We start from the raw sequence: 14,629 nt of genomic DNA, 5'->3' as shown, positions 1-14,629 counted from the left end.
CTCATCAGGTTTTTAGTTGCAATCGGACACACCTTGCAACACATAGCGCCGTAACCGCAATAAGCCGAACGACTGAGGTCACAGTCGCTCGGCTTTAACTGTAGCGCTATCAGACCCGTTCGATAGCCAATGCCAAACCTTGGCCGACACCGACACACATAGTTGCCAAGCCTTTCTTGCCGCCGGTTTTCTCCAACTGGTGCAAGGCGGTCATCACGATACGTGCACCACTCATGCCCAGCGGATGGCCCAGGGCAATCGCTCCGCCATTGGGGTTAACCTGCGGTGCGTCGTCAGCCAGGCCCAACTCGCGCAATACAGCCAAGCCTTGGCTGGCGAAAGCCTCGTTGAGTTCAATCACATCAAAATCGCTGACCGCCAAACCCAGGCGCTCCACCAGCTTGCGTACCGCAGGTACCGGGCCGATGCCCATCACCCGCGGCGCAACACCGGCGCTGGCCATTCCCAGCACCCGAGCTCGGGCGGTCAGACCATGGCGTTTAACCGCCTCGGCCGATGCCAAAATCAAGGCTGCCGCACCATCGTTCACCCCCGAGGCATTGCCCGCGGTCACAGTCTTGTCCGGGCCGTTGACCGGTTTGAGTTTGCCCAGGGTTTCCAGGCTGGTGTCGGCACGCGGGTGCTCATCGTGTTCAACGATGGTCTCGCCTTTTTTGTGGGCAATACGTACCGGTACGATTTCTTCGGCAAAGTAACCAGCAGCCTGAGCGGCGGCGGTACGTTGCTGGCTACGCAGGGCGAAAGCGTCCTGATCGGCGCGGGAAATTTGGTAATCGTCGGCCACGTTATCCGCGGTTTGCGGCATCGGATCGATCCCGTACTGGGCCTTCATCAGCGGGTTGATGAAGCGCCAGCCGATGGTGGTGTCTTCCAGCTTCATGTTGCGCGAAAACGCCGCATCGGCCTTGCCCATCACAAACGGCGCTCGCGACATGGACTCGACGCCACCGGCAATCGCCAGCTCCATCTCGCCGCTGGCAATTGCCCGGAAGGCGGTGCCGATTGCATCCATACCCGAGGCACACAGGCGGTTGAGGGTTACCCCAGGAATGGTTTCCGGCAGACCGGCCAACAACGCCGCCATGCGGGCCACGTTGCGGTTGTCTTCACCGGCCTGGTTGGCGCAGCCGAAGAACACTTCGTCGACTTCGCTCCAGTTCACGTTTGGGTTGCGCTCGATCAGCGCCTTGATCGGCGCAGCAGCCAGATCGTCAGCACGAACGCTGGCCAGGCCACCGCCAAAACGGCCAATGGGTGTACGAATCGCGTCACAGATAAAGACCTCACGCATCACGCTTCTCCCGGTGCCTGGCCGTGAGCCAGTGCAGTTCGAGCCTCAAGGTCACGCAAGGCGGTGAGCTCAACCTCGGTCGGTGCGGCCGTCTGTTGCACGTTATCGGCAAAGCGAATCGCCCAGCCGGTAGCGGCGACCACTTGCTCGCGAGTCACACCAGGGTGCAAGGCCGTTACCACGAATTCGTTGGTTTGCTCCTCGGGTTCCATGGTGCACAGATCAGTGATGATCCCGACCGGACCGGCACCTGGCAGGCCCAGGCGTTTACGCGAGTCGCCGCCTTCGCCGTGGCCGACAGAGGTGATGAAGTCCAGTTTGTCGACAAATGAACGGGCCGACTGCTTGAGAATGATCAGCACGCTTTTCGCCGACCCGGCGATCTCCGGTGCCCCACCGGCACCCGGCAGGCGCACTTTTGGCTGATGGTAGTCACCGACCACGGTGGTGTTGATATTGCCGAAGCGGTCAACCTGGGCCGCACCTAAAAAGCCCACATCGACCCGGCCGCCTTGCAGCCAGTAACGGAAAATTTCGCTGGTGGACACTACTGTGTCGGCAGTTTCGGCCAGCTCGCCGTCGCCAATCGACAGCGGCAAGACGTAAGGCTTGGCACCAATCGGACCGGATTCGTAAATCAGTACCACATCGGGTGAAGAGGTCAGACGCGCCAAATTGGCCGCTTTGGAAGGCAGGCCGATGCCGACAAAACACACCGAGCCGTTTTTCAAACGGCGAGCGGCGGCGACAGTCATCATTTCATTGGTGGAGTAAGCCATTATTTTGCCTCCGAAGCGCGGGCCAGCTTGGCCTGGAACTCGCTGAAATTCGCAGTGCCGTGGATGTATTCATTGATCCAGGCAGTAAAGGTCTCACGGTCGCGGGCAATTGGGTCCCACGCCTGATAGAAACGGTTATCACGCTCGGTGTATCCATGAGCGTAGGACGGATGCGCACCGCCCGGCACATGGCACACCGCGCTCAGGGCCCAGGTCGGCAGCACACAGGCGTTCATCGGCGCTTGCAGGTCATCGACGATTTCTTCAACCGTGACGATGCAACGCTTGGCCGCCAGTGCCGCCTCCTTCTGCACCCCCAGAATGCCCCACAGCAGCACATTGCCTTTGCGGTCAGCCTTTTGTGCATGAATCACCGTCACGTCCGGGCGCACTGCTGGCACGGCGGCCAATACTTCGCCGGTGAATGGGCAAGTCACGGTCTTGATCAGCGGATTGACCTTGGGCAGGTCTGAACCGGCGTAGGCACGCAGTACCGCAAACGGCAGGCCCGAAGCGCCTGCGACGTAGGCATTGGCCAGGTCGGCGTGGCTGTGCTCTTCGATTTCCAGCGGCTGCGGCCACTGTTTCTCGACGGCATCGCGTAAACGGTGCAAGGAACCGACACCCGGATTACCGCCCCAGGAAAAGATCAACTTTCGCGCACAACCGGCACCGATCAACTGGTCATAGACCAAGTCAGGCGTCATCCGCACCAGGGTCAGGTCTTTCTTGCCCTGGCGGATGATTTCATGACCCGCAGCAGTCGGAATCAAGTGAGTGAAACCTTCGAGAGCAACGGTGTCACCGTCGCTCACAAATTGTTTCACCGCGTCGTGTAACGAAATGATGTCTGCCATCTGGGTAGCTCCCGTTTTTTTTGTAGGCCGCTGCAGTTGAAGAAGGTGCGCTAGCACCGGATGTTCAGCAGATTAAGCCGCGGCTTTCGGCCAAACAATCCGATAATCGACTATGTGTTCGTTAATCGAACACATAGTTAGCGTGATAACGATCAGGTTGCATCCGCATGGCTGACCATGCCCTTGATCAATACCGCAGCGGTTGCCAGGGCAGCCGGGATCACCAACGCGGTCAGTACTTGCTCGAAGTTCCAGCCCAGCCCCAGCAGAGTTGCCCCCATCCAGGCGCCTAGAATGGCGCCGAAGCGGCCAATCCCGAGCATCCACGACACACCTGTGGCCCGACCCTGGGTCGGATAAAAACGCGCAGCCAGGGACGGCATCGCCGATTGCGCACCGTTGACACACATACCGGCCACCAGCACCAGCGTGGCGAGAAGGGTGATATTGCCCAGGCTCTGCCCTACCGCGTAGGCAAATACCCCAGCTAGCAGGTAGAAAATGCCGATAACTTTATGAGGGTTGAACCGGTCCATCGCCCAGCCCACCCCTACCGCACTCAGTACCCCACCGAACTGGAACAGCGCGCCAATAAACGCTGCCTGCTCCATGCTCGCACCACTGTCGCGCATCAGCGTCGGCAGCCAGCTGGTCAACAGGTAAACAATCACCAGGCCCATAAAGTAGGTGAGCCAGAGCAACAGGGTGCCGGTGCTGTAAGTGCCGGAGAAAATCACCGCGAATACGTTGCGGGCCTTGACGGTCTTTTGCTCCGGTACGCTGAAGCTTGCAGCTTGAGCCACAATTGCCGGGTTTATTGGGGCCAGTGCTTTTCGAATAAGCTCAATGCTGCGATTGCGCACCACTAGAAAACGCGCAGACTCAGGCAACCACGCCACCAAGACCAGGGTCAGAATCAGCGGCAAAATCCCGCCAATCAGCAGCAGGCTATGCCAGCCATACATCGGGATCAGCTTGGCCGAGATAAACCCGCCGCCTGCCATGCCGAGGTTGAAGCCGCAGAACATACTGGTCACCAGCAAGGACTTGTGCCGCTCAGGGGTGTACTCCGATAGCAAGGTGGTGGCATTGGGCATCCCGGCGCCCAGCCCCAGGCCGGTCAAAAATCGCAGAATCAGCAACTGGTCAACGTTACTGCTGTAGGCCGACGCCAGGCTGAACCCGCCAAACACCAACACCGCCACCACCAGCACCACTTTGCGACCAAAGCGGTCCGCCAAGGGCCCCGAACCCAGGGCACCAAACACCATGCCGATCAGCGCGGCGCTCATGACCGGGCCCAGGCTGGCGCGTTCAATACCCCAGTCCTGCGACAGAGCTGGGGCAATAAAGCCCATTGCCGCAGTGTCCAGGCCATCGAGAAAAACGATCAGAAAACACAGGATCACCACGCGCCATTGGTAACGCGACAGCGGTTGAGCGTTGATGAAGGACTGCACATCGAGGCAGCTGCCGACAGAAGACTGAGGTGAATTCATTATTTTTATACCGAGTAAAAACCAGGGCGAACGAAAACCGGCTAACGGCCAGGGTCACACTAAAAGCTATCGGGGATCAGCGGATCTTCGGGCGACTGCGCAGTGACTGGGTCAGTGACGGGCAGTTGGGGATGTTCATGGCGTATAGCCTCTTCATTATTATTTTGGCCAAGTCCTGAGCAACGCTTGAGCGGGCTTCGAACGGGGGCGCTGAAGCGACATTAATCAGCGCACTGCCAGCGCGCAATTCGATAAACGCTTAACTGTGCGTTTATCGAACGCTTAGTTCCCTCTGATTCAGCTAAACAACTGGGTGCTCAGCTCACGGCTGGCGTTGAGCATGATCGGTAAAAAGCGCTGTTCCAGCTCCGTACGTGTCACCCGCCCGGCGTGGGTGCTGACGTTCAGGGCCGCCAGCACTTGGCCCGACGCGTCATACACCGGTACGGCAATCGAGCGCAGCCCTTGCTCCAGTTCTTGATCAACGACACACCAGCCTTGTGCGCGTACCTGCTGCAAACACTCAAGCAACGCCTCTGGGGTATGCAAGGTGCGACTGGTTTTGGCCTGGAACTCGCCATGGGCCAGGTACTCGTTCAGCGTCACATCGTCCAGCGCCGCCAGCAGGATGCGGCCCATTGACGTGCAGTACGCAGGCAAGCGGCCACCTACCGACAAGTCCACCGAGATCAGGCGCTGGGTGGTGGCCGAGCGGGCGATATAGAGGATATCGTCGCCTTCGAGGGTGGCCATGTTGCACGCTTCGTGCAATTGCTCACTCATACGGTCCAGATACGGCTGGGCCGACACCGCCAGCGGCGACGAAGACAGATAGGCGTGGCCCAGGGTCAGCACTTTGGGCAACAAGGAGTAGGTCCGACCATCAGTGGTCGCGTAGCCAAGCTTGATCAGGGTGTACAAACACCGGCGCACCGCTGCCCGTGGAATTTCAGTGCGATGGCTGATCTGAGCGATGGTCAGATGCCGCTTGCGCTCCTGAAACGCCTGCACCACTGCCAAACCTCGGGCCAGTGACGACATAAAGTCAGGGTCACCGGTAAACGCCTGAATCCGCTTGGCCGGCGACGCCACAATCGGCGGTGCGATACTGGCAACGGCATTACGCAGTTGATCACTCATTCCCAACCCCCAGCTTCAGCTGCTTATAGTTATTACATGCCGGGCGATTATCGAACCGTCAGCCGATAATCGCAATCCACCCATCAACCTGGACGCAAGCTAAAGATTCACAGGCTGCCCCTTGGCGTGAGGTTTATTAAAATCAAGCGCCCCACACAATCAATCCGTTCAGTGATAGAAAACGTCTGCTTTATATGTAATCCGGTTAAGTCCAGCCCGGCGGTTAAATAACTTGATTCGGCAATTAGCCGGCGACCGTATTAATAGAGTGCGCCGAGCATCCTGCGCTGTAATTCATGACTATTCATAACTCGTCACGCACTTGGAAGTTGACGCGCCCGAAGTTATTCGGCGATAGTAGTGATTCTCCTCCGCCTTGGAGGAGTGCAAGTGATCGAGAGCACAAGGTCAAGCCTGTGCGACAGATTGGATCCAGCCAATTCGTTGAGTTCAATCGGCCCTCGCGGCTTAACCCAAGTGCATTGTGTGTTGTGGCCCAGTGGGGGTGAACACTTACAAACGGCGACGTTCATGTGTTAGTTGATGACGTGGCGGTGTGCATCGCGTGGCGTATTTAAATGTGACGTTGTAAATAGGCAATTGCCTTATCGCCTATCATTCGTCAAATGAATCAACCGCCCCTGCACGGTGATTCACCAGATTTAAACTTAACTCAATTAGGTAACACAGTGACGAAAGACGAACTGCGCGCAGAACTTGAGCGTCAGGAACAACGATTCAAGGATGTTTACGGCGGTGAAGTGACGACCTACGCCGCTCGGCCAGAGCCAGAGCGTAAACCTTGGCGCAAACGTGCCAGCCTGCTCGATCAGGCTTTCTCTCAAGAAATTCAGAAAATTGAAAAAGAGCTCAATGCCGAAGAGCCCTGACCTGAGAGCCTGAAAATAGCCTGCTGCCACCCTTGCTTGCTTGCCATTTGCACGAGCGGGTATGGCTATTTGCTGTGTCAGAGCTGAAACCAGTCCGGCTCAACCTCCGATTCGAGATATTTCATGTGCTCGAATCAGGGCCTCGACAAGGGGTAAAGTTTGCCCCCTGAAAGCCCTCATAGCCTTTGCTATCAGTGGCTTGAGGGAATGTGCCTACGCGTTCTTTCAGAATACTCTGACGAGTTTTTTCATTTATAGATGTTACCAACGGGCAGCTAGTGCATTGATTAGCAGGGTTTTCTGGCATAATCCGCCCCCCTTTATGACCGTGTCAGAAAACCTTCATGATCGATCTATTAAGCGGATTGGACGCCTGGGTTCTTATCAGCCTCTTCTTCGCCCTAGCCTTTGTTCTCGCGTTTGAGTTCATCAACGGCTTTCATGACACCGCAAACGCGGTAGCGACTGTCATCTACACCAAAGCCATGCCGCCTCACCTGGCGGTGTTCTTTTCCGGTGTGTTCAACTTCCTCGGCGTTCTGCTGGGCGGGGTCGGCGTGGCTTATGCCATCGTCCACCTGCTGCCGGTAGAGCTTCTGGTGAATGTAAACACCGGACATGGCCTGGCCATGGTGTTTTCACTGCTTGCAGCAGCCATCACCTGGAACCTGGGAACCTGGTATTTCGGGATTCCGGCCTCAAGCTCGCACACTTTGATCGGTTCGATCCTGGGTGTCGGCCTGGCCAATGCCCTGATCAGCGGAATCCCGGTGAGCGAAGGGGTTAACTGGCAGAAGGCAATCGACATTGGTGCCTCGCTGGTGTTCTCGCCAATTGCGGGCTTCCTGATTGCCGGCCTGGTGTTGATCGCCCTGAAGTGGTGGCGTCCGGCGTCCAAGATGCACAAGACGCCAGAGCAGCGCCGCAAGCTGGACGACAAGAAGCATCCGCCGTTCTGGAACCGCCTGGTTCTGGTGATCTCGGCCATGGCAGTGAGCTTTGTTCACGGCTCCAACGATGGCCAGAAAGGCATCGGCCTGATCATGCTGGTCCTGATCGGCATCGTGCCAAGTGCCTTCGTACTGGATCTGAACAGCACCACGTATCAGATCGAGCGTACTCGTGACGCCACCCTGCACCTGAACCAGTTCTACCAGCGCAACAACGCTTCGCTGAGCGAGTTTCTGGCCTTGGGCAAAAGCATCAAAGGCGACTTGCCTGATCAGTTCAGCTGCAACCCGCAGCAAACCGAACCGACCATTGAAGCGCTGCTTGGCTCATTGAAAGGCGTGGCAGACTACCATTCGATCCCGGCTGAAAAGCGTATCGAGATCCGTCGCTACCTGCTCTGCCTGGATGACACTGCAAAGAAAGTCAGCAAACTGCCAGTACTTGATTCGCGCGAAAAAGCCGACCTCGACAAACTGCGCAAAGACCTGACCGCAACCACAGAGTACGCCCCGTTCTGGGTGATTCTGGCAGTAGCACTGGCCCTGGGCCTGGGCACCATGGTTGGCTGGAAGCGGGTGGTTAAAACCATCGGTGAGAAGATCGGCAAGCAAGGCATGACCTATGCCCAGGGCATGGCGGCACAGATCACCACTGCCTTCGCAATCGGTATGGCCAACATCTTCTCCCTGCCGGTATCGACTACGCACATCCTGTCGTCAGGCGTTGCTGGCACCATGGTCGCCAACAAGAGCGGCCTGCAAGGTGGCACGATCAAGACCATCCTGATGGCGTGGGTGCTGACCTTACCGGCCACCATCGCGCTGTCTGCGACGCTGTTCTGGCTGGCGTCCAAAGCGCTGGCCTGATTCTGCGCCGAACAAAAAAGGTACGTCCCTCACGGGCCGTACCTTTTTTTTTGTGCAGTAATAAGTTGTGGGAGCTAGCCTGCTCGCGAAGCCCCCAAGAACATCGCGATTTTCCAGTCAATACACGCTGATACTTACACCCTTCGCGAGCAGGCTCGCTCCCACAGACGGGTTCAAGCTGTAGACAAAACACACAGGCAAAAAAATAGGCGACCGAAGTCGCCCAAAATGCCTTGCGTGCTCATTCCCTGAAAAGACTCGGCGCTATTTGCGCTTCTGGGAGTCTTTCCAGATAAAAATGCCCAGACCGGCGAAGAACAAAACCATGAGGCCGACAGTAAGTACTCCGGCGATAACCACATTATCGAGAAACATGACGGCCTCCTGCGTTTGTCTGATTGTGTCTGTTGAAGCTAGATTAACCAGACGCGCAGGCGCACAACTTGACCGGGATCAATAGAGATCCACGGCCAGCTCGAAGTTGATGGGAATAATTGACTCAGGTCAGCGGAATCGCAGCAGCTCAGCGCTTTTTCGGTTTTTTCTTTGGTTTCTTCGCTGCTTTTACCAAAGGCATTGCCTGCTCGAATGCCAGGCGAACTTCGTTCAAGCGCTTTTCATTGAGGTCGTGTACCCGTTTGGCGCGCTCGGCGCCCAGATCAACCAGCTTGGTGTCTTGGCTCATAAAAAATCAGACCACTGTCAGTGTGTTTCAGTGCGCCAATAATGCGACGCGTATTCAGCGCTGACCAGAAAAAACCATCTAGACTTTTATATCGACCCACAACCCCTGACGCTGCATGCCATCAATCAGGGGCGCATCCGGCGCACCGTCATCAGTGCCCGCCTCTGCCACTGGGTTCTGCTCCAGGGATTCGCGACGGCGCTTGTCGTGTTGGCGCTGCTGTTCTTCGCGTAACAGCAGCGTGGCCTGATCGTCATCGCTGTGTTTCAGATCGATCGCACATTCACTGGAGCTGGCTTGCGTTGGCACCACGGGCGGGATCTCGGGTCGAGGACGGACAGGGCCGCAGGTAACGGTTACTGCGCCAAGCGGCAAAATTGACGGCAACATGGTTAATGTTCTCCTGTCGTCAGTCTGTCAGCGGCAGCCCGTCGAGGTCAGCCGTTCGTCGATTACTGCCCCGGCTGATTTTAAGCCCGGCAGCTTTTTATGAGAGTCCTTTGGACTGAGGCCTTTGATCCGTTAATATACTCGGCTTTTTCAAAGCGGGAGTCAGGCAGCATGGCGCAGCAGTATCAACCGGGGCAACGCTGGATTAGTGACAGCGAAGCAGAGCTAGGTTTGGGCACCGTTCTGGCACAGGACGGTCGCTTGTTGACCGTGCTCTATCCGGCCACTGGCGAAACCCGCCAATATTCGCTGCGCAACGCACCGCTTACGCGTGTACGGTTCTCGCCGGGTGACACCATCATCCACTTCGAAGGCTGGAAGATGACCGTGCGCGAAGTCGATGACGCCGATGGCCTGCTGGTCTATCACGGCCTCAACGAACAAAACGAAACCGTCACCCTGCCAGAAACCCAGCTGTCGAACTTCATCCAGTTCCGTCTGGCCAGTGACCGTCTGTTCGCCGGGCAAATCGACCCGCTGTCCTGGTTCTCGCTGCGCTACCACACCCTGGAACACACCAGCCGCCAGCTGCAATCGCCGCTGTGGGGCCTGGGCGGCGTGCGTGCGCAACCGATTGCACACCAACTGCACATTGCCCGCGAAGTGGCAGACCGAATCGCACCGCGGGTTTTGCTGGCCGACGAAGTAGGCCTGGGTAAAACCATTGAAGCGGGTCTGGTGATTCATCGCCAACTGCTCAGCGGCCGCGCCAACCGTGTACTGATCGTAGTCCCGGAAAACCTGCAGCACCAATGGCTGGTCGAAATGCGTCGGCGCTTCAACCTCGAAGTGGCGCTGTTCGATGAAGAGCGCTTTATCGAGAGCGATGCCAGCAACCCCTTCGAAGACAGCCAACTGGCCCTGGTTGCCCTGGAATGGCTGGTTGACGACCCCAAGGCCCAGGCCGCGCTGTTCGACGCCGACTGGGACTTGCTGGTCGTCGACGAAGCACACCACCTGGTGTGGCATGAAGACAACGTCAGCCCTGAATACGGCCTGGTCGAGCAACTCGCTGGCGTGATCCCGGCCGTGTTGCTGCTCACCGCGACCCCGGAACAACTGGGTCAAGACAGCCACTTTGCACGCTTGCGCCTGCTCGACCCGAACCGCTTCCACGACCTGGCCGCTTTCCGCGCCGAGAGCGAAAACTATCGCCCGGTCGCTCAAGCCGTACAGGAGCTGCTGGATAAAGGCAGCCTGTCACCTGAAGCGCATAAAACCATCCACGGTTTCCTCGGTGCCGAAGGCGATGCCCTACTGGCTGCCGTCAATGATGGCGATGCCGAAGCCAGCGCCCGCTTGGTGCGCGAGTTGCTTGACCGCCACGGCACCGGCCGCGTGCTGTTCCGTAACACCCGTGCCGCAATCCAGGGCTTCCCGGAACGCAAACTGCACGCCTACCCGCTGCCGTGCCCGGCCGAATACCTTGAGTTACCGCTAGGTGAACATGCCGAGCTGTATCCAGAAGTCAGCTTCCAGTCACAGCCAGACGCCAGTGATGAAGAACGCTGGTGGCGCTTCGACCCTCGGGTTGAATGGCTGACCGACACTCTGAAAATGCTCAAGCGCACCAAGGTGCTGGTGATCTGTGCCCACGCCGAAACCGCGATGGATCTGGAAGACGCCCTGCGCGTGCGTTCCGGCATTCCTGCAACGGTCTTCCACGAAGGCATGAACATTCTTGAGCGCGACCGTGCTGCGGCCTACTTCGCAGATGAAGAATTCGGCGCCCAAGTGCTGATCTGTTCCGAAATCGGCAGTGAAGGCCGCAACTTCCAGTTTGCTCACCACCTGGTGCTGTTCGACCTGCCAGCCCACCCGGACTTGCTGGAACAGCGTATTGGCCGTCTGGACCGGATCGGCCAGAAGCACATCATCGAAGTTCACGTGCCATACCTTGAGACCAGCCCGCAACAGCGCCTGTTCCAGTGGTATCACGAAGCGCTGAATGCCTTCCTCAACACCTGCCCGACCGGCAACGCCCTGCAACACCAGTTCGGCCCGCGCCTGCTGCCGTTACTGGAAGCCGCAGACGATGAAGAATGGCAAGCGCTGATCGACGAAGCACGGGTTGAGCGCGAGCGTCTCGAACAGGAATTGCACACTGGCCGCGACCGCTTGCTGGAGCTTAACTCAGGTGGTTCGGGCGAAGGCGAAGCACTGGTTGAGGCGATCCTTGAACAGGACGACCAGTTCACCCTGCCGATTTACATGGAAACCCTGTTCAACGCCTTTGGCATCGACAGCGAAGACCATTCCGAAAACGCGCTGATCCTCAAGCCCAGCGAAAAAATGCTCGACGCCAGTTTCCCGCTGGGCGACGACGAAGGTGTCACCATCACCTACGATCGCAACCAGGCCCTGTCACGCGAAGACATGCAGTTCATCACCTGGGAACACCCGATGGTGCAAGGCGGCATGGACCTCGTGTTGTCTGGCTCGATGGGCAACACCGCCGTCGCACTGATCAAGAACAAGGCCCTGAAGCCCGGCACTGTGCTGCTCGAGCTGATTTACGTCAGTGAAGTGGTTGCCCCGCGTTCACTGCAACTGGGTCGCTACCTGCCCCCGGCGGCCCTGCGCTGCCTGCTCGATGCAAACGGTAACGACCTGTCGTCCCGCGTGGCCTTCGACACATTGAACGAACAACTGGAAAGCGTACCCCGCGCCAGCGCCAACAAGTTCGTTCAGGCCCAGCGCGACCAGCTGACGCCGAAGATCAACGCCGGTGAAGCCAAGATCGCGCCACGTCACGCAGAACGCGTGGCCGAAGCGCAACGCCGCCTGGCTGCCGATACCGAAGAAGAGCTGGCACGCCTGACCGCCTTGCAGGCAGTCAACCCGAGCGTACGCGACAGCGAACTGGTGGCCTTGCGCAAACAACGCGAACAAAGCCTGGCCATGCTTGAAAAAGCCGCCCTGCGCCTTGAAGCCATTCGCGTGCTGGTCGCCGGTTAAAACAACACTTGTAGCCGCTGGCTCAGGCTGCGATAGCTGGCCCAATGCCTGGAAGGCTGGTGAAGATCCTGCAGATCTTTGCGCAGCCTTTACCAGCGGCAGAGATACTTCAAGCGTGGGAGCGAGCCTGCTCGCGAAGATCATTCGCGAGCAGGCTCGCTCCCACTGGGCTTGACCTGGAACAGAGTATCTACAAGCCCCCTTCAATACCCGCAACTATCAACTCCCTTCCTTGACTCCCTATTGCGCCACTTTTGCACTCAGAGTGCCCATAGCGGGGCATCTGTATTGCAGGCACAAAAAAACGCCACCGTACCAACTGTGGCGTTTCTCCACGGCAAATTGCCACTACTCAGAGCCGGGTTACTGAGCTACACACTCCCGGCACTTCAATTCAGTGCAAAAAAATGCTCCCGTTTGGTGCGCGAGGTTATTTTTGCGCCCTTTCCTGGACCATAACCCAAGGCGAAACCACCACCGCCCATAGCTGCGGGTCACGTTCAAGAACGTCTAGCGCCTGCTCCTCAGTCATCTTGCCAAGCACCCCGGACGCCATCCAGGCCGAGACTTTCTCTGCATCATCCTGAGTCACTGCCTGCGCCGCTTCGATCAAGTCCAGCTCGGGTTTAACCCACAACAAATCACCTTTGGCGAAGAAGGGTTGCAGGGCTTTCCATTCAATAGTTGAGGTCTCGCCAAGCAGCTTGGCATAGAGGGTGCTAGGTTCTTGATTCATGGGATTCACCGGGAAAAATATCGGCGCAATGATAACGCCGCACACCCGGTAGAAAAACCCGGCTTTTCAGGTAAAAAAGCGAGAAAAGAGTAGAAGGCCAAGGACTGGTGCGTTGATTTAGCAACATTCTGATAACTATCAACAGCCTAATCCGCCGCCATTCTGTCTTTTTCTTACGTTTAAGCGACATTTCCTGTTTTTTCCCCCGCCAGTACGCTATTCAAGCGCTGAACCGGCGCTCTACACTGTACCGGTACAGTTGCAGGGGGGATTGACCGGGAATTTCGTTACAAGAAAACCCGGTCCGGCTGCCTTGGCTTCCAGGACTATAAAAATTACAACATAAGAGTGGAGCACCAATAAAGATGGCTACAAAGCAGATTACTAAACTGTTTGCCGCTATGGTTTTGGCCGGGTTCGCCAGCCATTCATTTGCCGCAGACACCATCAAGATCGGTATCGCGGGTCCGAAAACCGGGCCTCTGACTCAGTACGGCGACATGCAGTTTGCTGGCGCAAAAATGGCTATCGAACAAATCAACGCCAAGGGCGGCGTTGATGGCAAAAAGCTTGAAGCGGTTGACTACGATGACGCCTGCGACCCGAAACAAGCGGTTGCCGTTGCCAACAAAGTGGTCAATGACGGTATTAAATTTGTAGTCGGTCACCTGTGCTCCAGCTCCACTCAGCCTGCTTCGGACATTTACGAAGACGAAGGCATCATCATGATTACCCCGGCCGCTACCGGCCCGGAAATCACCGCTCGCGGTTACAAGATGATTTTCCGTACTATCGGTCTGGACAGCGCCCAAGGCCCTGCAGCCGGTAACTACATCGCGGATCACGTGAAGCCGAAAATCGTTGCGGTATTGCACGACAAACAGCAATACGGTGAAGGCATCGCTACCGCCGTTAAAAAGACCCTGGAAGACAAAGGCGTGAAAGTCGCAGTCTTTGAAGGCGTCAACGCTGGCGAAAAAGACTACTCCTCTGTTATTGCCAAGCTCAAGCAAGCCAACGTCGACTTCGTCTACTACGGCGGCTACCACCCAGAGCTGGGTCTGATCCTGCGCCAAGCCAAAGAAAAAGGCCTGAACGCCAAGTTCATGGGCCCTGAAGGCGTGGGCAACGAGTCCATCTCGCAAATCGCTCAAGGTGCTTCCGAAGGCCTGCTGGTGACTCTGCCAAAAGCATTTGATGCAGACCCGGCCAACAAGGCGCTGGTTGAGTCCTTTGCTGCCAAGAAACAAGACCCTACCGGTCCATTCGTGTTCCCGGCATACGCAGCAGTTGAAGTAATTGCTGGCGGTATCGAGCAAGCGAAAAGCGAAGACCCGGCCAAAGTTGCTGAAGCCATCCATAAAGGTACTTTCAAGACGCCTACCGGCAACCTGAAGTTTGACGCCAAAGGCGACGTGGAAGATTTCAAATTCGTAGTTTACGAATGGCACTTCGGTAAGCCTAAAACTGAAGTAAGCCCTCAGTAAGGGTTGGTCCTGGCCTAAC

General features: G+C 57.2%; 13 protein-coding genes. 4 read left to right on the top strand and 9 right to left on the bottom strand.

Going from position 1 to position 14,629, the window contains the following annotated elements; translation table 11 throughout:
* Positions 1–109 precede the first annotated feature (109 nt).
* The 5 genes from pcaF to pcaR all read right to left on the bottom strand — a co-directional run bounded on the left by pcaF (position 110) and on the right by pcaR (position 5,587).
* Positions 110–1,315: a 3-oxoadipyl-CoA thiolase gene (gene pcaF / locus N7D90_RS05210; protein WP_261741175.1), complete on the bottom strand. Its 1,206-nt coding sequence runs from the start codon at positions 1,313–1,315 to the stop codon at positions 110–112.
* On the bottom strand, positions 1,312–2,094 hold the full coding sequence (locus N7D90_RS05205) for a CoA-transferase subunit beta (protein WP_261742385.1): 783 nt from the start codon (positions 2,092–2,094) through the stop codon (positions 1,312–1,314). The genes pcaF and N7D90_RS05205 overlap by 4 nt, the downstream gene beginning before the upstream one ends.
* The gene (locus tag N7D90_RS05200; protein WP_088379144.1) at positions 2,091–2,948 is read right to left on the bottom strand and encodes a CoA transferase subunit A; all 858 of its coding nucleotides are present in this window, start codon (positions 2,946–2,948) and stop codon (positions 2,091–2,093) included. The genes N7D90_RS05205 and N7D90_RS05200 overlap by 4 nt, the downstream gene beginning before the upstream one ends.
* 152 nt (positions 2,949–3,100) lie before the next feature.
* On the bottom strand, positions 3,101–4,447 hold the full coding sequence (locus N7D90_RS05195) for an MFS transporter (protein ID WP_261741174.1): 1,347 nt from the start codon (positions 4,445–4,447) through the stop codon (positions 3,101–3,103).
* 297 nt (positions 4,448–4,744) lie between these two features.
* Positions 4,745–5,587 carry a pca regulon transcriptional regulator PcaR gene (pcaR, locus tag N7D90_RS05190; protein WP_261741173.1) on the bottom strand — a complete coding sequence of 281 codons (843 nt, stop codon included), beginning with the start codon at positions 5,585–5,587 and terminating at the stop codon, positions 4,745–4,747.
* Between the two features lie 689 nt (positions 5,588–6,276).
* Here pcaR and N7D90_RS05185 point away from each other — a divergent pair.
* Positions 6,277–6,477 (top strand): hypothetical protein, encoded by a 201-nt coding sequence (locus N7D90_RS05185; protein WP_261742384.1) that lies wholly within the window; start codon positions 6,277–6,279, stop codon positions 6,475–6,477.
* A 344-nt stretch (positions 6,478–6,821) separates the two neighbouring features.
* Positions 6,822–8,294, top strand: a complete 1,473-nt coding sequence (locus tag N7D90_RS05180; RefSeq protein WP_261741172.1) for an inorganic phosphate transporter — start codon at positions 6,822–6,824, stop codon at positions 8,292–8,294.
* A gap of 264 nt (positions 8,295–8,558) precedes the next feature.
* On the opposite strand, the gene ccoM is transcribed toward N7D90_RS05180, so the two are convergent.
* From ccoM to N7D90_RS05170, 3 genes are all read right to left on the bottom strand, one after another.
* The gene (ccoM, locus tag N7D90_RS24630) at positions 8,559–8,669 is read right to left on the bottom strand and encodes a cytochrome c oxidase subunit CcoM (RefSeq protein WP_016779744.1); all 111 of its coding nucleotides are present in this window, start codon (positions 8,667–8,669) and stop codon (positions 8,559–8,561) included.
* Between the two features lie 148 nt (positions 8,670–8,817).
* Positions 8,818–8,979, bottom strand: a complete 162-nt coding sequence (locus N7D90_RS05175) for a hypothetical protein (protein WP_261741171.1) — start codon at positions 8,977–8,979, stop codon at positions 8,818–8,820.
* A 78-nt stretch (positions 8,980–9,057) separates the two neighbouring features.
* Positions 9,058–9,369: an aspartate-semialdehyde dehydrogenase gene (locus N7D90_RS05170; protein ID WP_261741170.1), complete on the bottom strand. Its 312-nt coding sequence runs from the start codon at positions 9,367–9,369 to the stop codon at positions 9,058–9,060.
* Between the two features lie 171 nt (positions 9,370–9,540).
* On the opposite strand from N7D90_RS05170, the gene rapA reads away from it, so the two are divergent.
* Entirely contained in the window at positions 9,541–12,387 is a 2,847-nt protein-coding gene (rapA, locus tag N7D90_RS05165; protein WP_261741169.1) for an RNA polymerase-associated protein RapA, read from the top strand.
* A 430-nt stretch (positions 12,388–12,817) separates the two neighbouring features.
* On the opposite strand, the gene N7D90_RS05160 is transcribed toward rapA, so the two are convergent.
* Positions 12,818–13,123 carry a DUF2288 domain-containing protein gene (locus tag N7D90_RS05160; protein WP_261741168.1) on the bottom strand — a complete coding sequence of 102 codons (306 nt, stop codon included), beginning with the start codon at positions 13,121–13,123 and terminating at the stop codon, positions 12,818–12,820.
* A gap of 359 nt (positions 13,124–13,482) precedes the next feature.
* Between N7D90_RS05160 and N7D90_RS05155 the strand changes: the two genes are divergently transcribed.
* The gene (locus N7D90_RS05155) at positions 13,483–14,610 is read left to right on the top strand and encodes a branched-chain amino acid ABC transporter substrate-binding protein (RefSeq protein ID WP_261742383.1); all 1,128 of its coding nucleotides are present in this window, start codon (positions 13,483–13,485) and stop codon (positions 14,608–14,610) included.
* The last annotated feature ends 19 nt before the right edge of the window (positions 14,611–14,629 follow it).

The organism is Pseudomonas fragi (genome assembly GCF_025426255.1).
In the GTDB taxonomy this organism is placed as follows: Bacteria; Pseudomonadota; Gammaproteobacteria; order Pseudomonadales; family Pseudomonadaceae; genus Aquipseudomonas; species Aquipseudomonas kulmbachensis.
This window is presented reverse-complemented; position numbering and strand designations above follow the sequence as displayed.

Bases quoted from the DNA above. Each gene is read 5' to 3' on its own strand.
- N7D90_RS05200 (WP_088379144.1), bottom strand. From the start codon at position 2,948: ATGGCAGACATCATTTCGTTACACGACGCGGTGAAACAATTTGTGAGC.
- N7D90_RS05195 (WP_261741174.1), bottom strand. From the start codon at position 4,447: ATGAATTCACCTCAGTCTTCTGTCGGCAGCTGCCTCGATGTGCAGTCC.
- pcaR (WP_261741173.1), bottom strand. From the start codon at position 5,587: ATGAGTGATCAACTGCGTAATGCCGTTGCCAGTATCGCACCGCCGATT.
- N7D90_RS05180 (WP_261741172.1), top strand. From the start codon at position 6,822: ATGATCGATCTATTAAGCGGATTGGACGCCTGGGTTCTTATCAGCCTC.
- ccoM (WP_016779744.1), bottom strand. From the start codon at position 8,669: ATGTTTCTCGATAATGTGGTTATCGCCGGAGTACTTACTGTCGGCCTC.
- N7D90_RS05175 (WP_261741171.1), bottom strand. From the start codon at position 8,979: ATGAGCCAAGACACCAAGCTGGTTGATCTGGGCGCCGAGCGCGCCAAA.
- N7D90_RS05170 (WP_261741170.1), bottom strand. From the start codon at position 9,369: ATGTTGCCGTCAATTTTGCCGCTTGGCGCAGTAACCGTTACCTGCGGC.
- rapA (WP_261741169.1), top strand. From the start codon at position 9,541: ATGGCGCAGCAGTATCAACCGGGGCAACGCTGGATTAGTGACAGCGAA.
- N7D90_RS05160 (WP_261741168.1), bottom strand. From the start codon at position 13,123: ATGAATCAAGAACCTAGCACCCTCTATGCCAAGCTGCTTGGCGAGACC.